The organism is Serratia sp. N21D137 (genome assembly GCF_047530005.1).
Taxonomy (GTDB): domain Bacteria; phylum Pseudomonadota; class Gammaproteobacteria; order Enterobacterales; family Enterobacteriaceae; genus Chania; species Chania fonticola_B.
Genome location: NZ_JBLJAJ010000008.1, coordinates 92,199 through 112,951 on the forward strand (window position 1 = coordinate 92,199; position 20,753 = coordinate 112,951).

The window sequence follows — 20,753 nt, forward strand, 5'->3', positions numbered from 1 at the left end:
GGGTGAGGGAAACTACTCCATCACCCGGTGGATCTGCAAATACTGCAACAGCATGATGGTTTTACCATCCTTGATGCGGCCGTCGGCGATCATCGCGATTGCCTCACCAAAGGGCAATTCCACCACTTCAATATCTTCATCCTCAATGCCACCCCCGCTGGTTTGGCGTTCGTTATCCTGGTACTCAGCAATAAAGAAGTGGAGTATTTCCGTCACGCCGCCCGGTGACATGTAGGCCTCAAAGATCTTTTGCACCTTCGAAACCTGAAAACCGGTTTCTTCTACCGCTTCACGGCGAGCGCACTGTTCGGGCTGATCGTCATCCAGCAGCCCGGCGCAGGCTTCCAACAACATGCCTGTGGCATTGCCGTTGACGTAGGTTGGCATACGGAATTGGTTGGTCAGCACCACGGTGCCCTTGGCCCGGTTATACAGCAAAATGGTCGCCCCGTTACCGCGGTCATAGACCTCGCGCACCTGTTCGATGGTTCCGCCGTTTTTACGTTTTAACTCAAAGGTGTATTTATTCAATACGTACCAGTTGTCCGATAACAGCTGCTTTCTGATATTTTCTATTTTTGACGACATATTCTCTTCTTCCGTAAGCCAACGCACCGCAACCTTTGGCCACTAGCAAAGCGCAGCCACGGCGGATTTGCAACAAAAAACCCCGCAGGCCTTGCAACGCTGCGGGGTTGATATCTACCAGAGTTAGAATCCGGTAGGGACTCCGTGCATGTCCGGCAGTTTATGTGCGATCCCTTTATGGCAATCGATACAGGTTTTGCCTTCGGTGATGGCTTTGTCATGCATCTTGGCCGCCACGGTTTTCTGCGCGGGGAAATCCATATACTCGAAGTTGTGGCAGTTACGGCACTCCTGCGAGTTATTGGCTTTCATACGCGCCCATTCGTTGCTGGCCATGGTCAGACGATGCTCCTCGAACTTCTGCGGCGTGTCGATGATGCCAAACACCTTGGCGTACAACTCTTTGCTGGCCTTCAGCTTACGCAGCATCTTCGGCCCCCACTCATGCGGGACGTGGCAATCCGGGCAGGTGGCACGGACGCCACTGCGGTTGTTGTAATGCACCGTCTCCATATACTCTTCGTAGACGTTTTCACGCATCTCGTGGCAGCTGATACAGAATTTTTCGGTGTTGGCCGCTTCCATACCGGTGTTGAAACCGCCCCAGAAAACGATCCCGGCGACAAAGCCTAACAGCAGCAAAGTCCCCAGGGCCAGCCTGCTCGGCCTGCGCCACCAGCGCCATAGACGACGGATCGGTCCGGCCTTTTTCTCGGATGTTGTGGTATTACGTTCGGCCATAGCTCCCCCGCTTAGTGCCCAAAGCCCTGCATAGGCTTGAAATCATTGCCGATGATTGGTGCCGCATCGGTTTGTGGTACGTGGCATTGCAGACAGAAATAACGACGTGGAGCGACTTCCCCCAGCACTTTGCCATCGCTGTCCATAAAGTGTGTCGGGCTGATACGCGGTGCTCCGGTGGTGCGATAGTGCTCCACGCCGTGGCACTGCAAGCAGCGGTTAGTGTTTTTGCTAATCTGGTAGCCGTCGACGCTGTGTGGGATCATCGGCGGCTGGTTGACATAGTTTAGCGCCATCTTTTCCTGCTGCTTGGGCATTTTGATCTGCCCTTCAGCCGTGCCGGAAACCTCTGGCGATTGCTTGAGATCGACATCACTGGCGGCAAACGCGGCACTGGCAACTACCAGTGTTAACAGCGCGCCCCACAGGGAAAGCTGCTTTTTCAGGACATTGCTGGTCATTTTTTGGCTCCCGAATAATGAAATTTGCTCTTAATTTCGAATACGTTTTCTGCACAAACGTCGATACAACGTCCGCAGGCAATACAGGCATCACTGGCAACCCGTGGTGTGCCTTTTTTAACTAATAACGGCTCACGCAGGATCTGCGGTTCTGGGCAAACATGAAAACAATCCATGCAGCGGGTACAGTTGTCACGCTTCTCCGCGCTGATCTGCACCACACCCTGGCTACCAATGGCGCCATACAGCGCTCCCATTGGGCAAAGATGGCCACACCAGCCGTGTTCGACCACCAGCAGGTCGAACAGGAACAGCGCCACAATCAGCCAGATGCCAGCACCAAATGCGGCACCCAGCCCTTTCAGCCAGGCTAATACCCCTTCCCCGCTGCTGCCATGGATCAGCCCGCGCCCCATCAGGGCCACCGGATTAATCCATTCCCAGATCAGCGTGCCACTCACGGCACTGCCAACCAGTACGACAAGCAAGATGCCATAGCGCAGGGAACGAGGCAGGCTGGCCGATTGACGCAAACCTAACTTGCGCCGCAGCCAGGCCGCCAGATCGGTCACCGGGTTGACCGGGCAAACCCAGCCGCAAAACACCCGATTACCGATCAGGCCGTAGATCAGCACCACTACCGCGCCTACCCACACCAACCAAGCTGGCCAATGCCCGGCCAACAGGCTTTGCAGCATCATCAACGGATCCGTTAACGGTACCGTCTCCGCCAATAGGCTGGCGCTGTAATTGCCACGCAGGATCCAGATGCCCCACAGCGGCCCGGAGAGAAACATCAACAAGATCAGCAGTTGGCTACAACGGCGCAGGATCAGGAAGCGGTTGCTACGCAACCAGCCATGGCGCGAACGGGCATCACGCCCCGCTTCAGCGACTGGATTAGCCATCATTCACCTCCCTTTACGCCGCGTGCCGGCAATGTGAGGCCTTCCGGCACCAGTGAATGCCCTGCACGCTGCTTTTCCTGCCAGCCCCAGCGATAGTGTTCACCCAATTGGCCACGCGCCAGTTCCATCGGTAACACCTTGATCGCCGCCTGCTCAAGTACACAAGCCTGCTCACACTTACCACAGCCGGTACAATCCTGGCTGTGAACCGTCGGCAGAAACATGGCGTGCTTGCCGGTACGCTCGTTGTGTTGCAGATCCAAGGTGATGGCCTTGTCGATCTGCGGGCAAACCCGGTAACACACATCGCAACGCAGCCCTTGCCAATTCAGACAGTTTTCATGATCCAGCAACACCGCCAGCCCCATCCGCGCCTGATCGATATCCGTCAGGTTCGGATCCAGCGCACCGCTCGGGCAGGCCACCACACACGGGATGTCTTCACACATCTCGCAAGGGATATCCCGCGCCACAAAGTACGGCGTTCCCGCCGCTCTCGGCGACAGCAGCGTCGCCAGTTTCAGCGTCTGGTACGGGCAGGCTTGCACACACTGACCGCAACGAATGCAGGCGCTATCAAACGCCCCTTCGGCCAGTGCTCCCGGCGGCCGCAGGGCCAGGCCATCACGTGCCTGAGACTGCTTTTGTTGCAACCCCAGCAGTACGCCTATCCCTGCCAACCCGGCCACGCTGCGCGCAGCATCCCGCAGGAAGCGCCGCCGGGCCGGTGTTTTATCTCGTTGCTGGCTCATTCCGTTGGCCTTATACCTTCTCCAGTTTTACCGCACACTTCTTGAAGTCGGTCTCTTTCGACAGCGGATCGGTAGCGTCCAGCGTCAGATTATTGACCAGTTGCGCGGCATCAAAGAACGGCATATACACCAGGCCTTTCGGCACACGGTTACGGCCACGGATTTCGACGATGCTCACCACTTCACCACGGCGTGACACTACCTTCACCTTGTCACCACGGCGCAGATTGCGGCTCTTGGCGTCCAGCGGATGGATAAACAGCACCGCCTCTGGGAAGGCTCTGTGCAATTCTGGCACCCGGCGAGTCATCGAACCGGTGTGCCAATGTTCCAGCACGCGGCCAGTGGACAACCACAGATCGAACTCCTGATCCGGGCTTTCCGCCGCTGGCTCGAACGGCAGTGCGAAGATCACGGCTTTGCCGTCTGGCTTGCCATAGAAGCGCACGCTTTCACCGGCCTTCACATAAGGATCGGTCCCTTCACGGTAACGCCACAGGGTTTCCTTGCCATCCACCACCGGCCAGCGTAAACCGCGCGCCTTATGGTACATATCAAAGGCCGCCAGATCGTGACCATGGCCACGGCCAAACCCGGCATACTCTTCAAACAGCCCTTTCTGGATGTAAAAACCGAAGTCGCGCGACTCGTCGTTCAACTGGTCGGCCGGGATCTCTTCCAGCTTGTACTTGTTCACTTCACCGTTAACGAACAGGACGTCGTACAAGGTTTTACCCCGGTATTCCGGCTTCTGGTTAATCAGCTCCGCAGGCCACACTTCTTCCACCTTGAAGCGTTTGGCAAATTCCACCAACTGCCACAGGTCAGACTTGGCCTCGCCAGGCGCTTTCACCTGCTGATGCCAGAACTGAGTACGGCGCTCGGCGTTACCGTAAGCCCCTTCTTTCTCTACCCACATCGCAGTAGGCAGGATCAGGTCGGCGGCCAATGCGCTCACCGTTGGGTACGGATCGGAAACCACGATAAAGTTGCGCGGATCGCGCCAGCCCGGCATACGATCTTCGTTAATGTTTGGCCCGGCCTGCATGTTGTTGTTACACATCACCCAGTAGGCGTTCAGCTTGCCGTCTTTCAACGCACGGTCCTGTGCAACCGCATGCAGCCCGACTTTTTCCGGGATGGTGCCAGCTGGCAGTTGCCATTTCTGTTCGGCAATCTGGCGATGCTTCTCGTTGGTCACGACCATGTCCGCTGGTAGGCGGTGGGAGAACGTCCCCACTTCACGCGCGGTACCACAGGCAGAAGGCTGGCCAGTGAGTGAGAACGGCCCACAGCCCGGCTTGGAGATCTTGCCGGTCAGCAGGTGCAGGTTGTAGCACAGGTTATTGGCCCAGACCCCGCGGGTATGCTGGTTGAAACCCATCGTCCAGTAAGAGACGACTTTCACATTCGGGTCGGCATACAGTTTTGCCAGCGCTTCCAGTTGGTCTTTTGGCACGCCGCTCATTTCGGCGGTCTTTTCCAGCGTGTATTCCGCCACAAAGGCCTTGTAATCTTCGAAGCTCATCGGCTCCGAAGCATCGCTGCCTGGGTTCTTCGCCGCTTTCTCCAACGGGTGGGTTGGGCGCAGGCCGTAACCGATATCGGTCACCCCTTTGCGGATATTGACGTGCTGCTTGAGGAAATCCTGGTCAACCGCGTTGTTCTGAATAATATAGTTGGCGATGTAGTTCATGATCGCCAGATCGGTCTGCGGGGTGAACACCATGCCGTTATCCGCCAGCTCGAAGCTGCGGTGTTCAAAGGTGGAAAGTACCGAGACGTTGACCTTATCGTTGCCCAGGCGGCGGTTGGTAATGCGCGACCACAGGATCGGGTGCATTTCCGCCATATTGGAGCCCCACAGCACGAAGGCGTCGGCCTGCTCGATATCATCGTAGCAGCCCATCGGTTCATCCATGCCAAAGGTGCGCATAAAGCCGACCACGGCAGAAGCCATACAGTGGCGAGCGTTTGGATCGAGGTTGTTGGAACGCAGACCCGCTTTGAACAGTTTGGAGGCCGCATAGCCTTCCCATACCGTCCACTGGCCGGAGCCGAACATGCCTACCGCCTCTGGCCCTTTTTCTTTCAGGGCCCCTTTGAATTTTTCTTCCATAACATCGAAGGCTTTTTCCCAAGTGATGGGAGTAAATTCACCTTCTTTGTCATACTGCCCGTTCTTCATGCGCAGCATTGGCTGTGTCAGTCGATCCTTGCCGTACATGATCTTAGGCAGGAAGTAGCCTTTGATACAGTTCAGGCCCCGGTTAACCGGAGCATCCGGATCGCCCTGCGAAGCCACGATGCGGCCATTTTGGGTGCCGACCAGAACGCCACACCCGGTGCCGCAGAAACGGCAAGGTGCTTTATCCCATTTGATTTCGTCACCGCTGCCGACCACGGCCTGGGCGACCGTTGGGATCGTCAGCCCGGCAGCTGCGGCAGCAGCCGCGGCAGCGTTCGCTTTCATGAAGTCTCGACGACTGAGTTTCATGGCATTACCTCACCTTGCTCATCCTGCTGGTGATAAACCAGCGACACTGCCAACACGCCTTCCAGATTGCGCGCCGACTCAATTTTTTCCAGCAACGCCTGGGAGCGTGCTGCTTGCATAACGACGACCAGTTTGCCCTGCTGTTGATCCTGTGCCGGAATTTCCGTATCAGGGATTGCCAGCAGCGCCGAGATCAGCGCCGGGAATTTGTCAGGCCGGGCCTGCACCATCAACCCGCTTACGTGCCATTCACTGCTCATTATTTTCACTCCGGGTTATTGCAATCGCCGAGGTCGGGCAACCGGCAACGCAGGCACCACAACCATTGCACGCCGCCGCCTCGAGCGCCGGTTGGGCTATGCCGCCTAACCGTGGCCGAAAACGGATTGCCTGCGTTTCACAACTGTCCTGACAGCTGCGACACTCTACCCCCTGCACCGCCAGGCAAACGGCCGAAAACGAGGCCACTTGTTGCCAGGGTTGGTGCTGGGGTGGGTAAAACAGTGGGGCTTCGCAGGCATCTGCGCATTGTCGGCAAAAGGTACATTCCGCGCGTTGGAAATCGATTTCGGGATAACCGCCACTGCCACTGATCAATACGCCGGTTTCGCAGGCATTAACGCAGGCCTGGCACCGGGTACAACCTGCAAGGAAGAGAGGGGCTTCACGCGACCACGGGGGACGGATCGCATCAGTTTGATGACGCCATTGTCCGCTGAGCAATCTGCGTCGCGACAATTCGGCCATTCGGGTTATCCTTCAAAGTTGGCAACACGCGCGCGTGTAAAAAATTATTATAGTGTGACTTTATTATTGTTTGTCTCGCACCTCGGGTAAGAGGCAAGGATAAAATAGGCTTATCGGAGGGGGTAGATAATCACCCTAAATAGGTAAAAGTAGGTATTACTTGCGCCAGATCAATCACTGATAGCCGATATAGGGCATTTTGCCAACGGTAGACCGCCAAATCGCTATTTAATTGATTATATAGCGAAGATTTGTTTGGCGCTAAATCGGCCGTTTGCTCAAAATCGCCATGCTTTTTGCCAGCAAAAGTTATAATTTGACGGCGCATAACACTCAGGCCTATAACCAGAAGGACGCTTAATTGCTCGTCAAACGCTCAGTGACCGGCAGCCTGGCGAAGGCGCTGATAAGTATCGTGATCCTTTCCGTGCTGTCCACCGGACTGGCACTGACTACCGTGGCCGGCAGCCTGCAAGATGCCGAAGCGATCAATATCGCGGGATCGTTGCGCATGCAGAGCTACCGGTTGGCGTATGAGCTCACTAACGGTTCCGCTGAAGTGCAGCAGCACCTGGTGCAGTATCAGCAGTCGCTGATGGCTCCGGCCTTGCTTAAACTCGATCGATTTTATGTGCCTGACGATGTGCGGCAAAAATACCTGACGCTGCGCCAGGCCTGGCTGATACTGGAAAAACAGATCCTGGCCGGGAACCCGGAAAACTATCAGGCCAACGTGGCCAGCTATGTTAACCAGATCGACCATTTTGTCTTGGCTTTGCAGCGCTACTCCGAACAAAAACTGACCATCGTAGCGACGATCAGCGTGATGGGCTACATCGCCATCATTGCCCTGGTGCTGTTCTGCATCCGCTTTATGCGCCGCCAAGTGGTCACCCCGCTCAAACGCCTGGTGGACGCCAGCCTGCGTATGCAACAACGTGACTTTAATCATCCGCCGCTCGACGTTTCATTGCCAAACGAACTGGGCGTCCTGTCGCAAACCTTCACCACCATGTCTGGCGAATTGGCGAAGCTCTACCAGTCACTGGAACAAAAGGTGCAGGAAAAAACCGAGCGCCTACAGCAGGCCAACCGCACGCTGGAGGTGCTCTACAGCTGCTCCCAGGCGCTGAGCGTTGGGCAGTTGGATCAGCGGGCGTTTGAGAAGGTCTTGCATATCATCAAGCTAAGCGAACAATTACACTGTATCCGGCTCAATGTGGAAGACAGCCTAAGCCAATGGCAGGTCAGCAGTGGTGAACCCGTGGCGGAACTGGCCTGGCACTCACAGGTGATCATGCAAGACAACAAACCCTTGGGTAGCCTGAGCTGGCAACATGAGCAACAGCCGCCCCACCCGCACCTGATGCAAAGCGTGACCAATATGCTCAGCCGCGGGGTTTACTTTAACCGCGCACAAAAGCAGCATATGCAGTTCCTGCTGATGGAGGAACGCGCCACCATTGCCCGTGAACTGCACGATTCGTTAGCCCAGGCCCTCACTTTCCTGCGCATCCAGCTTACCTTGCTCAAACGTACCCTGACAGGCCATTCATCGCAGGCAGATGAGATCATTGATGATTTTGATCGCGCGCTGGCGGATGCCTATCGCCAATTGCGCGAACTGCTGGCCACCTTCCGGTTGAGCATTCAGGATGCCGATCTGAACGCCGCGTTGCAGCAGGTACTGGAACCATTAAAACTGCTGACCAGCGCGCGGATTCAGTTACACTGTCGGTTAGCCTCACAGGCGTTGAATGCCCAACAACAGGTTCACGCGCTACAGATCGTGCGTGAAGCCGTGCTTAATGCCATCAAACACGCCGATGCACAGGAAATTGTGATCCATTGCGAAGTCTCCCCCAGCGGCGACAACGAGATCACCATTTGTGACGACGGCTGCGGCATCGACAGCCTGGATGAACCGGAAGGCCATTACGGGCTAACCATTATGAGCGAACGCGCATCGCGCCTGAACGGGACGTTACATATCAGGCGTGGCAATGCCGGGGGCACGGAGGTCTGTCTTAGCTTCCCGCCATAAGGGCTAACAGCATTGCACGGCGGCCATTCGAGCCGAGCGACAATGCTAATTACTACTATATTTTAAGAGTCAGCTTTACTGCCGGCAGTAGGCAGTGGCTTTACTCGCTACAGGGAGCACGTTTTATTGTGATGAATAATTACCGAGTAATGATCGTGGACGATCACCCATTGATGCGCCGTGGTATCAAACAGTTACTGGGGCTAGATCCTACTTTCACCGTGGTGGCAGAAGCCAGCGGCGGTGCTGAGGCGATCGCCCTGGCCGTGCAGTTCACGCCAGACGTGATCCTGCTCGATCTGAACATGAAGGGTCTTTCCGGGCTGGATACGCTGAAAGCACTGCGCGATGAAGGGGTAGATGCACGCATTATCGTGCTGACCGTTTCCGACTCCCGCAGCGACGTCTATGCGCTGATCGATGCGGGCGCCGATGGCTACCTGCTGAAAGACAGCGAGCCAGAACAGTTGCTGGAGCATATTCGCCAGGCTGCCGAGGGCCAGAACGTGATTAGCGATGCGGTAGCGGACTATCTTTCGTCACGCAGCGAGCAACACGATCCCTTTGCCGCTCTCACCGAGCGTGAACTGGATGTGTTGCAGGAAGTGGCGCGTGGCATGTCAAACAAGCAGGTCGCGGCGCAGTTGCATATTTCTGAAGAGACGGTGAAAGTGCACATCCGCAATATGCTGCGCAAGCTCAACGTGCGCTCACGCGTGGCAGCGACCGTGATGTATCTGGAAGCGAAAAGCCAGTAATGCTTCCCCGGCACGCCGGGGAACATTCAACCAATGGCCGCCAGCAGCATCTCATGATGCTGATTAACCCAGCTTTGGCTTAACGGGCCCCAGTTTACCAACTGGTAATAGCCATCATTATTACGCTTCCCCTGCTGCACAAACTGCAACTCCAGGCCCAGGCCTGGCAAAGCTTTGAGTACATCCTGCAACGTACGGCGCGGCCAACCGGTCAGTTCCATCAGGCGCGGAACGTTAGGGCGTTCATTGCTGCTGATCAGCCAACACAGATAAAGACGACGAGCAAATACCGAGTTAATTTCCATGCTTAACTCCTGCTGAGGAAAACATCCTGATTATTTCACCGTAACGCAATAAAATCGCCATAATGGCGCGTTTCGTGGCGATGCAATGTGTAACTGTAGATTTCTACTACTGTTATTTACATTATCTCCTTTTTTTCTCCACGCTTTATCTGCGCTCGACGAGTAAAGTGCAGTAGCACCTTTGGGTACAATCAAATCCTGCGACAGCCCGGCCACCAGTCAGTGCCAGGCGTAAGCATAACTGATGCAGTCAAAAATAGAATAAGTCACAACGAGGTTCATGCCGCATGGCCAATTTTTTTATTGATCGCCCGATTTTTGCCTGGGTTCTGGCAATTATTCTTTGCCTGACGGGGACGTTGGCGATTTTTTCTCTGCCTGTCGAACAATATCCGAACCTCGCTCCGCCAAACGTGCGTATCAGCGCCTCCTATCCAGGCGCATCGGCACAGACGCTGGAAAATACCGTTACCCAGATTATCGAACAGAACATGACCGGCCTCGACAACATGATGTATATGTCGTCCCAGAGCACCAATACCGGCCAGGCCTCGGTTACGCTGACCTTTGATGCCGGCACCGATCCCAACGAGGCAATGCAACAAGTACAAAACAAGCTGCAAGCCGCCATCAAGCGGTTGCCACAGGCGGTACAGCAACAAGGCGTAACGGTGTCAAAATCGGGTGATACCACGCTGATGATGGTGGCCTTTGTCTCCAACGATGGCAGCATGGATAAGCAGGACATCGCGGACTACATCGTCTCCAATCTGCAAGACCCCCTCAGCCGCATTAACGGCGTGGGCAGCATGGACGTTTACGGTTCACAATACGCCATGCGTATCTGGCTGGATCCGAACAAGCTCACCAGCTATCAGCTGACCACTCAGGATGTAGTCAGCGCCATCAGTTCGCAGAACACCCAGGTCGCGGTGGGCCAGTTGGGCGGATCCCCTTCCGTGGATCAGCAGGCGCTAAACGCCACCATCAACGCTCAATCCCAGTTGCAAACGCCGGAGCAGTTCCGCCAGATCACGCTGCGTGTCAATCGGGACGGTTCGCTGGTCACCCTGGGTGACGTTGCCACGGTGGAATTGGGCGGGGAAAACTATAACTACCTTAGCCGTTACAACGGATTGCAGGCCGCCGGGATGAACATCAAGCTGGCTTCCGGTGCCAACGAATTGCAAACCGACCAGTTGGTGAAAGCCAAGATCGCCGAGCTTTCACACTATTTCCCCCACGGGCTGGAAGCCAAGATCGCCTATGAGACGACGCCGTTCGTGCAGGCATCGATCCATGATGTGGTAAAAACCCTGCTGGAAGCCATTTTGCTGGTGTTTTTAGTCATGTACCTGTTCTTGCAGAACTTCCGCGCCACGCTAATTCCCACTATCGCCGTTCCGGTGGTGCTGTTGGGCACCTTTGCCATCCTTTCGGCCTTCGGCTACAGCATCAACACCCTGACGATGTTTGCCATGGTGCTGGCGATCGGCCTATTGGTGGATGACGCCATCGTGGTGGTGGAAAACGTGGAACGCGTGATGAGCAAGGAAGGTCTCTCCCCCAGGGACGCCACCCGTAAATCCATGGGGCAGATCCAGGGCGCGCTGGTGGGGATTGCCATGGTGCTTTCGGCGGTATTTATTCCTATGGCCTTCTTCGGCGGCACCACCGGCGCCATTTATCGCCAGTTCTCGATCACTATCGTTTCCGCAATGGTGCTTTCGGTGCTGGTCGCCATGATCCTCACCCCAGCGCTGTGCGCCACTATTCTCCAGCCGATCGCCAAAGGCCATCATCACGGCAAGCGCGGTTTCTTCGGCTGGTTTAACCGCATGTTCAACCGCAATACCGAACGCTATGAACGTGGGGTAGCGCGCGTGCTGCACCACAGTGCCCGCTACATGGTGATCTACCTGTTGCTGTTGGCCGGTATGGCGGTGCTATTTATCAAACTGCCGACCTCGTTCCTGCCGCAGGAAGACCGTGGCGTGTTCACCGTGCAGGTGCAGCTGCCAGCAGGCTCCACACTTCAGCAAACCACCAAGGTGGTGGAAAAGGTCGAGCACTACTTCCTGACCGAAGAGAAAGCCGACGTGCTGTCAGTGTTCTCCACCATCGGTGCCGGGCCAGGCGGCAACGGCCAGAACGTCGCACGCCTGTTCTTGCGCCTGAAGGACTGGGATCTACGCAGTTCGGGAGCCAATAGTTCGTTCGATATCATCGAGCGAGCTACCAAAGCCTTTAGCAATATCAACGAAGCGCGCGTTATTGCCAGCAGCCCGCCAGCAATCACCGGGCTGGGGAACTCTTCGGGCTTCGATATGCAGTTGGAAGACCACGCCGGGCTGGGGCACGTCAAGCTGATGGAGGCTCGCGATCAATTACTGCAGTTGGCTGGGCAAAACCCGCAGCTATCGCGCGTGCGCCATAATGGTCTTGATGACAGCCCGCAGTTGCAGATCGATATCGACCAACGCAAGGCGCAGGCGCTGGGCGTGTCGATTGACGATATCAACAGCACCTTGTCAACCGCCTGGGGCTCCACCTACGTCAACGACTTTTTAGACCGCGGGCGAGTGAAGAAAGTGTACGTCCAGGCCGGAGCGCCCTTCCGCATGCTGCCGGAGGACATCAACAAGTGGTATGTACGTAACAACAGCGGTGGGATGGTGCCCTTCTCCGCCTTTGCTACCTCCCATTGGGAATATGGTTCACCGCGTCTGGAACGCTACAACGGTAACTCCACGGTAGAAATCGTGGGCGAGGCTGCCCCGGGCGTCAGTACCGGTACCGCGATGGATGAAATGGAAAAACTCGTCAGCCAGCTACCGACCGGTTTCGGTCTGGAATGGACCGCAATGTCCTACCAGGAACGCCTGTCCGGTTCCCAGGCACCGGCGCTGTATGCCATCTCGCTGTTAGTGGTATTCCTGTGTCTGGCGGCCCTGTATGAAAGCTGGTCGATCCCGTTCTCGGTCATGTTGGTGGTACCACTGGGGGTGATCGGTGCCGTCACGGCCACCTGGCTGCGCGGGCTGGAAAACGATGTGTACTTCCAGGTGGGACTATTGACGATTATCGGGCTGTCGGCCAAGAACGCCATTCTGATCGTGGAATTTGCCAACGAACTGAACAGTAAAGGCCAGGATTTGCTGGAGGCAACGCTGGAAGCCTCGCGCCAGCGTTTGCGCCCTATCCTGATGACCTCACTGGCGTTTATCTTCGGCGTTCTGCCAATGGCCATCAGTTCCGGTGCGGGTTCTGGCAGCCAGCATGCAGTAGGTACAGGAGTGATGGGCGGTATGATTTCAGCCACCGTTCTGGCAATTTTCTTTGTGCCGCTGTTCTTCGTATTGGTACGCCGCCGGTTCCCTGGTAAGGCGCTGCCTCACCATCACGATAGCCAATAGCAGGCGTAAAAAAAGCAGCTTCGGGAAACCGAGGCTGCTTTGCTAAAGACTTAATATTGTTACCCTAGGTGCTTTAAATAAAAACAAACCCAACAGCCTTATTCAAGCTTTAAACCCTATATGGTGTTAGTTACCTAACATCTCATCAATAAAGTCTTTCCAATTTGTTAACTCTCGATCAACCATGATACTTCATAACCTCCAGTTATTGGATGCAGGGATTCTACGCCTGTTTTTTGACCAAGTGAAGCCTTTTGGGAACGATGCCAGTTAACAAAACCCAGGAGCGGAGCATATTTTCAGATTAATCAAAAACCTACCCGGATGTTACTTTTTTAACGAAACCCGCCGAATAATTTGGATGATCCGCGGTCTGCCTTAGCCAAAACAATTGTGTGGCTGATTATTGTTGTAAAATAATCATGACGCGTCGCTATCCCTCTTTTTCCGGCTGCCTGCGCTTGAGAATACGCTGATACCATGGCTGAGGCACGGGGTGAACAATATGTCGCAGCGCTCGGGCGTAATCCATCACCAGCCCCGGCGTCCAGGCCATTGAGAGTGCCCGTCTGCGTACCTGCGCGGCAATCCACAGTTCCGGCATGGTCAAAATACGTAAGGTACCCAGCCAGCTTTTACTCTGTTTGGCAAGCACGCCATCCAGTGAGGCTTCCAAGGCATAGGCAACACTACTGGAGCAGTTACGCGACGTCAGGTTGTAGACTTTTGTCTGCTGATAGCCGCTCCAAAAACGTAGCAGTGCCGAGCTGTTATAACGGTGAAACTGGATCTGCCGATTCGAATCGCACCAGTTGGCCGCCTCGGTAACATAGTCCGGCTGGAAGGTGCCGGGCACGTCATTTTCTCGCGTCGCCTTCAACACATTGAGAAACTCTGAAGGAGAACGATCGATATCTGCCGCTGGATACAGACTGATGTAGATGCTCGGTACCAGTTCCAATGCAGCATGCCCGGTAGAGATAACCCCTTGAGCATCTACTGCCGCGATATAGCGATTAATGACTGGCCGGGGGATTGGGGCCGCACTCGCCGTTCCTTCCGGAGTCCAGATATGGACGGTTAAAGGCTGTTTAAAATCAATGCTGGGGGCAACCACCTCGGCTGGCCGAGCCGCCGATTTCTTTCCAAAGGCATATAACATCTCGGTGGGTGCCAACAATTCAAACACCGAGGTGCCTTCCCTTAACAGGTTGGCCCGCCTGGCTAATTTCAGGATATTGATGCCACTGAAAACCATCAATGTGCCCAGGAAAAACGATATGGTGGCCTTATAGTGCGCCGGATAAGGGCTAAATAAGAGCATGGCGAACAGTATTTGAGCAATGCCGCTGACCAGCGCATTCCTCCAACGTGGAAACCGGACGATCCAGGCAGAAGCGACCATAAACAAGCCGATAACGAAATAGGAGAAACCAAATAGAATTGCCAGGAGCAGATTACTGTAGGGTTTGTTCGCCAAAATCAACAGTGCGACAACACAAAAGATCCCCCCCTTGAAGTAGAGCACGGCTTTCTGCGCCCCAACCCCGCTGGAGGCAATACTCAACGTGACCAGGCTCTCCAGAAGCATCAGGGCACCAAAAACCTGTAAGGGAAAATAGAGCACACCATCAAGGCCATCGATAAAGATACCGATCCCCATAAGCCCCCAGATAATTCCGATTACCCCCAAAAATTTGGCTTTGGAGCGCACAAAATCAACGCCGAATAATAACAAGGCAATCTGGATCACTGCTGCAACTCTCCACAATACGCAAATAATAGGTTCATTTAATTGTCCTGGTGATAGTGGCTTGCTTGCCAATTGCCGACAATAATGCTCTGTTCTTCCTCATCCAGCAGAACACAGCTGTTATCCACCAACGTCAACCACTCTCCCTGTGGCATCTGGATACGGAATATCAACGGGGCACGGGGTTGAGGACTATCATTGAGGAGCCAATGGTCACGCAGTTTGCCTTGATCATGCGGGTGAACCCATTGCATCACGTCATCTACGGTGTCTAGCTTGCTGGGAACCTTCTGCTCATACAAACTGCCGAGCTCATCCTCCCAGTGCAAAACCCCGGTCCGCGGATTGAGGCTATAAATCACCCCCTTGCCGGTTATCCGGCCAGTGTCTGGGTTAAAACTGTTGGTAGAGTGCTTCAACACCCTGATAAACACGATCAACAACGCCGTCGCGGAAAGGTAGCTCAAGGCTAATAACAGAGACTCATTGAGATGTAACCCCTTGATAAAAAATGGTCCATGCTGATTATCGGTATAATAAATCACTCCCAACCCAAGAGTGAGAAGCGCTAGAGATCCCCCACGATTCCCCCAGGCCACAGACAGCATAATAGCCAGAATAATGGGGAGGCATGCCAAGGCAAAGTAGAGCGCAGCGGCGTTGTGTTGCAGCCAGAGAAGTGGGTAGCCGAAGATAAACCAGATCGAAGCACACAGCAGCAGCCAAAGTGCCCCTCCCAGAAGGCCCATTTGCAGATTGCAACTGGCGGCAACCAAACGCCGATTGACAACCCCCATGATAACGGCTGTGGCAAAGATAATACCGGTAACATCAGCGATAAAATTCTGCCAGAACAAGCTGAACAAAGGCTGCTGGTGGATTAGTGCATAACCTCCACCGATAATTAGCGCATCCAGACCGCTGAAGACCACGGTTGCGGTGATACAAATTAAGATTGTATGGAGATCGTCATTAAGCCGTGCAAAGCGGCGAACGGCCCAGGCGATCGCGACGTTGGCTGGCATGGATAGCAGGGTATAGATCAGCGATATCAGTGGATTATTCTGCCAGCTTTCCGTCAACAACAAGTCCGCCAACGTCAAGATGACGAACAGGGATAAATAACTGCGCCAGCGAGTCAAAAGAAAGGCGGCAACCGCAACACCGGAGGGAAACCACACGATAGCGATCGGCGAATCGGGATCGTCAAATTTTAATGAGATCAATCCGGCGAGGTAATAGATGATCCCCCATAGCAGCAGGGTGAAAAGTTGTCGAACATATGATGGAACGTGGGGTGTCATTTTTTACTCACTGGTATGCCCGCAGGCATTTTTTGTGAAAAATATCACGGGTTACCGTCAAAAAAAACCTGTTTAATCATAGGACATTATCCATCAGAATGAGTGAACTCACCATTGCAAACTCATCAGAGATCTATCCGGGTATATATTTCTTTGCGGATGAATAGTGAAGGAGTAACGTTGCTACAGGATTTAGCGAAACACCGTTGAAAGGGAAAATCATGTCTTCGAGTATCACCATCGAGCAGTTGAAACAACAAGGTCGCTATCCGGAAGCCACCGAGCTGGCCCAACAGATGCTGCAACAGGCACCGTTGGATGGCTCGCTACATTACCAGCTGGCGTGCCTTTACGATGTGCAGGGCTTTGAACAGCAGGCGATCCCCTGCTATCTCGCCGCCTTGCAGCACGGCCTGCCTGCACAGTTACGCCAGGAAGCCTGGCTGGGCCTGGGTAGCACCTATCGCGCATTGGGGGAATACCAGAAATCGCTAACCGCTTTCGACGACGGGCTAAACGAGTTCCCGCAGGCCAAGGAGATCACGCTGTTCCGCGCCATGACGCTCTACAATCTGGGGGAAACCAAACAGGCGGTATCGGACCTGCTGATCCTGTTGGCAGAGACCTCGGCACATACGGAGATCAGCAGCTACCAGCGTGCGATCCAGCAATATGCTGCGGATTTGGATCGTATTGGTTAAGGGGAGAATGATGGAGCTCATCACCGATCTGCGTAACTGTAATATCGACTGGCAACAGTTGGGCGAATTGCTGGCCGCTGCCGGACTGGGCGAGCGTGATCCACAGGTCTTACAGAAGGTATACCAAAATAGCCAATTCTGCTATTGGGGCTTTATTGAGGGTGAGTTGATGGCCACCGCCCATGCCATCAGTGACATGACCTCGGTAGCTTATCTGGCCGATGTCGCCATCCATCCGCGCTTCCAGGGGCAAGGTTATGGTCAGCAGTTGATGGATCGCGTCATGCATGATCTGGCCCCATTAGGTAAAGTGTTTATTTACTCGGTGCCGGACAAATTGGCATTTTATAAGCGATATGGCTTCCACGATCTGACTACCGGCATGGTGTACGCCGATGGGAGCGCGCTGGAAAGGTTACAAAATAGCGGGTATGTGCGTTGAACATCAAACTGCTAATTATTAAGTGAGAAAATAAAAATACTGCCATGAGGACATTTCAAGCAGGCTTATCCCTTAATACACTTAAAGCCACACTTTATGACAATGACTACAAATATCATGATAGTGAATAATTCATAATAACAAAAAAACAATATTCATTTGTGTGCTACGGTAGGCTGAGCCTAAAATAAAAACCCTCAACCTTAAGTTAATTAACTTTATTGTGGTTTTTATCTGTAACTTACTTGCTTTACTATTCCTAATTACCACACAAGCCACGAATGCTATGCTTATAATAAACATGACAAATGGCCCTCTAGTTAAGCCATGGAGGCATATAAGAATCCCTGTATTTAAAATACCTAAAGCCGAGAAGATGAAAACAGTGCTACTTACAATGTCGGCAAGAACAAAAATATAATTCTCAAATGTCTCTTCACTCGAAACCCTACCCTCTCCACCATAAACCTTACGCACGGTTTTAGCATACGAGCGTTTTATTTCTAATAGATCCCTATATGAAAAGCAACTTGTTAGGATTAGTTTTCTCGCATTCATTTTCACTTCCATGTTGTAATATAAAATAAAGAATAATATGTTGCACAAGTCATACGAAACTACATCATCTATTCCCAGATGATATTATCAAAAATTGTTGGAGGTTGTCTTGGTAAATTAATATTCGCAGCATAATTACTTTCCCCCGTCTGTGACAAACAATTAGTACTGAGTGGGGCAGTATCTCGTCGCTTTACAGAGAAGGTCAAAACCAAATGTGTTACTCATCTGCGGACCTGAAAATACAGGTATCTCCCTGTCAATGATGAACACATCGTTGTCTGGATTTAAACTCCATTTTCCCGCATTATCTGTTCTATAACCGAGTGGTATAACATTGTGACCCAGTCTGCCACTCAGTACAGATTTTGACGATTAAAAGGTAGCTTTTACGCCATGACAGACAAACCGCAGCACGCCTCGCTGACCATGTTCGGCATCAAAAATTGTGACACCATCAAAAAAGCCCGCCGCTGGCTGGAAGAACAGGGAGTGGCTTACCAATTCCACGACTATCGCGCAGACGGGCTCGACGAGCAGCTGTTGCGTGATTTTGTCGCGCGCCTGGGTTGGGAACCCTTGTTGAATACTCGTGGAACCACCTGGCGTAAACTGGATGAAGCCCAGCGCAATGCCTGCGACAATGCTGATGCCGCCATCGCCCTTATGCTGGAGCAACCGGCCATGATCAAACGCCCTTTGCTGGATGATGGTAAAGGACATGCCCTGCTAGGCTTCAGCAGCGAAAGCTATCAGCAATTTATTACCGAGGTAAACTCATGATCTGCCCTGTTATCGAACTGGCACAACAGCTTATCAAGCGCCCTTCCCTCAGCCCGCATGACGAAGGCTGTCAGGAGTTGATGATCGCCCGCCTGAAAGCGATCGGTTTTACCGTCGAACCAATGAACTTTGGCGATACGCAAAACTTCTGGGCCTGGCGCGGTCAGGGCAGTACTCTGGCATTTGCTGGTCACACCGATGTGGTGCCAACCGGCGACGAGAAAAATTGGGATAACCCGCCGTTTGAGCCCGTCATCCGCGACGGCATGCTTTATGGTCGTGGAGCCGCCGATATGAAAGGCTCCCTGGCCGCCATGGTGGTGGCCGCAGAACGCTTCGTGGCCGCCAACCCCAACCATCAGGGCCGCTTGGCGTTTCTGATCACCTCAGACGAAGAGGCCAGCGCCACTCATGGTACCGTGAAGGTAGTGGAAGCCTTGATGGCTCGCAACGAGCGCCTTGATTATTGCCTGGTCGGCGAACCTTCAAGCACCGAACGGGTCGGAGACGTGGTGAAAAATGGCCGCCGTGGCTCGATCACCGCCAATCTGCGTATTCATGGCGTCCAGGGTCACGTCGCCTATCCACATCTGGCCGATAATCCGGTTCACCGGGCTATGCCTGCGTTAAACGAACTGGTCGCCATTGAGTGGGATCAGGGCAACGAATTCTTCCCGCCAACCAGCATGCAAATTGCCAATGTGCAGGCCGGGACCGGCAGCAACAACGTGATCCCCGGTGAAATGTTCGTGCAGTTCAACTTCCGCTTCAGCACCGAGCTTACCGACACCCTGATCAAGCAGCGGGTGCAGGAACTGTTGGATCGCCATAACTTGAACTACAGCATCGACTGGTGGCTGTCTGGCCAGCCTTTCCTGACCGCTCGAGGCGATTTGGTCGATGCCGTGGTGAATGCGGTAGAACACTATGCCGAGCTCACCCCGCAACTACTGACTACCGGCGGTACTTCTGATGGCCGCTTTATCGCTCAGATGGGAGCACAGGTGGTTGAGCTGGGGCCGGTCAACGCCACCATCCATAAAGTGAATGAATGCGTACATGCGGCCGATCTGCAGTTACTGAGCCGCATGTATCAGCGTATCATGGAGCAACTGGTCGCATGATCAGCGCAGAAATGCTCACCGGGCGCTCGACGGAGCACCTTACCGTACTGAGCGGCAATCACCGGCTGCAACCCGCTGCGGTGGTGGCCTTTCAGGCCATGCAACAGGCGGCTAAAACGGCAGGCTTCGATCTGCAACCGGCCAGCACCTTTCGCGATTTTGACCGGCAGCTGGCGATCTGGAATGGTAAGTTCTGCGGAGAGCGGCCAGTATTGGATCACAATAGCCAACCGATGGATATCCAGCCACTATCTGCCGCCGAGCGTTGTGAAGCCATTTTGCGTTGGTCGGCCCTACCGGGTGCCAGCCGTCACCACTGGGGCAGCGATCTGGATGTTTACGATCCGTCGCTGCTGCCCGTTGGGCAAAAGTTGCAGTTAGAGCCGTGGGAATATGAAGCCGGTGGTTATTTCCATCCGCTAAATCTTTGGCTGACTGCACATATGGCCGAGTTTGGCTTCTATCGCCCGTTTACCGCCGATCAAGGTGGAGTGGCGGTGGAACCCTGGCATTTAAGTTATCGCCCGCTGGCGCAAGAGGCCGAGCATTTACTGACGCCCGAGCTGCTGCTGGCGGCCTGGCGAGATAAGGACGTTGCTGGTGCAGCTTGGCTCGCAAGCCATCTGCCCGCGATATTCTCGCGTTTTGTTCGCCCTGAAGGAAAGGTGTAAACATGCATTGGTTAGCTGACTACTGGTGGATAATCCTGGTGATATTGGCAGGTATTATCATTAGCGGGATCAAGGAATTACGCCGCCTGGATCATCGAAAATTCCTGGCCAACAAGCCTGAATTGCCGCCCCACCGCGATAACAACGCCAAGTGGGACGACGAAGACGACTGGCCGAAAAAGCCATAAGCTCAGGGCGCA

The 20,753-nt window shown here is 54.0% G+C and carries 22 protein-coding genes; 9 read left to right on the forward strand and 13 right to left on the reverse strand.

All coding sequences use genetic code 11. The annotated features are described in order from the left end of the window. Nucleotides 1–12 precede the first annotated feature (12 nt). From nudK to ACMV5H_RS09075, 9 genes are all read right to left on the reverse strand, one after another. Nucleotides 13–588 carry a GDP-mannose pyrophosphatase NudK gene (gene nudK, locus ACMV5H_RS09035; RefSeq protein WP_037376378.1) on the reverse strand — a complete coding sequence of 192 codons (576 nt, stop codon included), beginning with the start codon at nt 586–588 and terminating at the stop codon, nt 13–15. A 123-nt stretch (nt 589–711) separates the two neighbouring features. Further along, entirely contained in the window at nt 712–1,329 is a 618-nt protein-coding gene (gene napC / locus ACMV5H_RS09040; RefSeq protein WP_414821721.1) for a cytochrome c-type protein NapC, read from the reverse strand. 11 nt (nt 1,330–1,340) lie between these two features. Continuing rightward, complete coding sequence (gene napB / locus ACMV5H_RS09045; RefSeq protein ID WP_021178725.1) at nt 1,341–1,790, reverse strand: nitrate reductase cytochrome c-type subunit; 450 nt, start codon at nt 1,788–1,790, stop codon at nt 1,341–1,343. Then, on the reverse strand, nt 1,787–2,698 hold the full coding sequence (gene napH / locus ACMV5H_RS09050; RefSeq protein WP_115159565.1) for a quinol dehydrogenase ferredoxin subunit NapH: 912 nt from the start codon (nt 2,696–2,698) through the stop codon (nt 1,787–1,789). Before napH ends, napB begins: the two co-directional genes overlap by 4 nt. Then, nucleotides 2,698–3,450: a ferredoxin-type protein NapG gene (gene napG, locus ACMV5H_RS09055; protein ID WP_021807091.1), complete on the reverse strand. Its 753-nt coding sequence runs from the start codon at nt 3,448–3,450 to the stop codon at nt 2,698–2,700. Before napG ends, napH begins: the two co-directional genes overlap by 1 nt. Before the next feature lie 10 nt (nt 3,451–3,460). After that, nucleotides 3,461–5,947 (reverse strand): nitrate reductase catalytic subunit NapA, encoded by a 2,487-nt coding sequence (gene napA, locus ACMV5H_RS09060; protein WP_414821722.1) that lies wholly within the window; start codon nt 5,945–5,947, stop codon nt 3,461–3,463. Next, nucleotides 5,944–6,210, reverse strand: coding sequence for a chaperone NapD (gene napD / locus ACMV5H_RS09065; RefSeq protein ID WP_166735081.1), 267 nt, complete (start codon nt 6,208–6,210; stop codon nt 5,944–5,946). The genes napA and napD overlap by 4 nt, the downstream gene beginning before the upstream one ends. Further along, on the reverse strand, nt 6,197–6,694 hold the full coding sequence (gene napF / locus ACMV5H_RS09070; RefSeq protein WP_115159515.1) for a ferredoxin-type protein NapF: 498 nt from the start codon (nt 6,692–6,694) through the stop codon (nt 6,197–6,199). Before napF ends, napD begins: the two co-directional genes overlap by 14 nt. Nucleotides 6,695–6,824: 130 nt before the next feature. Then, a complete protein-coding gene (locus tag ACMV5H_RS09075; RefSeq protein WP_147281017.1) occupies nt 6,825–7,022 on the reverse strand; it encodes a hypothetical protein in 198 nt (65 codons plus the stop codon). A gap of 33 nt (nt 7,023–7,055) precedes the next feature. Here ACMV5H_RS09075 and narQ point away from each other — a divergent pair, with 33 nt between their 5' ends. Then, nucleotides 7,056–8,738, forward strand: coding sequence for a nitrate/nitrite two-component system sensor histidine kinase NarQ (gene narQ / locus ACMV5H_RS09080; RefSeq protein WP_414821723.1), 1,683 nt, complete (start codon nt 7,056–7,058; stop codon nt 8,736–8,738). A 125-nt stretch (nt 8,739–8,863) separates the two neighbouring features. Then, complete coding sequence (gene narP / locus ACMV5H_RS09085) at nt 8,864–9,496, forward strand: nitrate/nitrite response regulator protein NarP (protein WP_115159516.1); 633 nt, start codon at nt 8,864–8,866, stop codon at nt 9,494–9,496. A 26-nt stretch (nt 9,497–9,522) separates the two neighbouring features. On the opposite strand, the gene ACMV5H_RS09090 is transcribed toward narP, so the two are convergent. Next, on the reverse strand, nt 9,523–9,801 hold the full coding sequence (locus ACMV5H_RS09090) for a winged helix-turn-helix domain-containing protein (RefSeq protein WP_414821724.1): 279 nt from the start codon (nt 9,799–9,801) through the stop codon (nt 9,523–9,525). Between the two features lie 287 nt (nt 9,802–10,088). Between ACMV5H_RS09090 and acrD the strand changes: the two genes are divergently transcribed. Next, the gene (gene acrD / locus ACMV5H_RS09095; protein ID WP_414821725.1) at nt 10,089–13,217 is read left to right on the forward strand and encodes a multidrug efflux RND transporter permease AcrD; all 3,129 of its coding nucleotides are present in this window, start codon (nt 10,089–10,091) and stop codon (nt 13,215–13,217) included. 126 nt (nt 13,218–13,343) lie between these two features. Here the strand turns inward: acrD and ypfM are convergent, their stop codons facing one another. From ypfM to ACMV5H_RS09110, 3 genes are all read right to left on the reverse strand, one after another. Next, a complete protein-coding gene (gene ypfM / locus ACMV5H_RS09100) occupies nt 13,344–13,403 on the reverse strand; it encodes a protein YpfM (RefSeq protein ID WP_138106377.1) in 60 nt (19 codons plus the stop codon). A 247-nt stretch (nt 13,404–13,650) separates the two neighbouring features. Further along, nucleotides 13,651–14,970, reverse strand: a complete 1,320-nt coding sequence (locus tag ACMV5H_RS09105) for an HdeD family acid-resistance protein (RefSeq protein WP_115159518.1) — start codon at nt 14,968–14,970, stop codon at nt 13,651–13,653. Nucleotides 14,971–15,008: 38 nt separating this feature from the next. Continuing rightward, entirely contained in the window at nt 15,009–16,274 is a 1,266-nt protein-coding gene (locus ACMV5H_RS09110; RefSeq protein ID WP_115159519.1) for an MASE1 domain-containing protein, read from the reverse strand. Nucleotides 16,275–16,495: 221 nt separating this feature from the next. On the opposite strand from ACMV5H_RS09110, the gene ACMV5H_RS09115 reads away from it, so the two are divergent. The 6 genes from ACMV5H_RS09115 to ACMV5H_RS09140 all read left to right on the forward strand — a co-directional run bounded on the left by ACMV5H_RS09115 (nt 16,496) and on the right by ACMV5H_RS09140 (nt 20,741). Continuing rightward, nucleotides 16,496–16,975 (forward strand): tetratricopeptide repeat protein, encoded by a 480-nt coding sequence (locus ACMV5H_RS09115; RefSeq protein ID WP_115159520.1) that lies wholly within the window; start codon nt 16,496–16,498, stop codon nt 16,973–16,975. Nucleotides 16,976–16,985: 10 nt separating this feature from the next. Then, entirely contained in the window at nt 16,986–17,417 is a 432-nt protein-coding gene (locus ACMV5H_RS09120) for a GNAT family N-acetyltransferase (protein ID WP_094982798.1), read from the forward strand. A gap of 954 nt (nt 17,418–18,371) precedes the next feature. Next, the gene (locus ACMV5H_RS09125) at nt 18,372–18,758 is read left to right on the forward strand and encodes an ArsC family reductase (protein ID WP_121607502.1); all 387 of its coding nucleotides are present in this window, start codon (nt 18,372–18,374) and stop codon (nt 18,756–18,758) included. Beyond that, nucleotides 18,755–19,882, forward strand: a complete 1,128-nt coding sequence (gene dapE / locus ACMV5H_RS09130; protein WP_179247676.1) for a succinyl-diaminopimelate desuccinylase — start codon at nt 18,755–18,757, stop codon at nt 19,880–19,882. The genes ACMV5H_RS09125 and dapE overlap by 4 nt, the downstream gene beginning before the upstream one ends. Next, nucleotides 19,879–20,553, forward strand: a complete 675-nt coding sequence (locus tag ACMV5H_RS09135; protein ID WP_059201475.1) for a M15 family metallopeptidase — start codon at nt 19,879–19,881, stop codon at nt 20,551–20,553. Before dapE ends, ACMV5H_RS09135 begins: the two co-directional genes overlap by 4 nt. Before the next feature lie 2 nt (nt 20,554–20,555). Continuing rightward, nucleotides 20,556–20,741, forward strand: a complete 186-nt coding sequence (locus ACMV5H_RS09140; RefSeq protein WP_021178743.1) for a YpfN family protein — start codon at nt 20,556–20,558, stop codon at nt 20,739–20,741. The last annotated feature ends 12 nt before the right edge of the window (nt 20,742–20,753 follow it).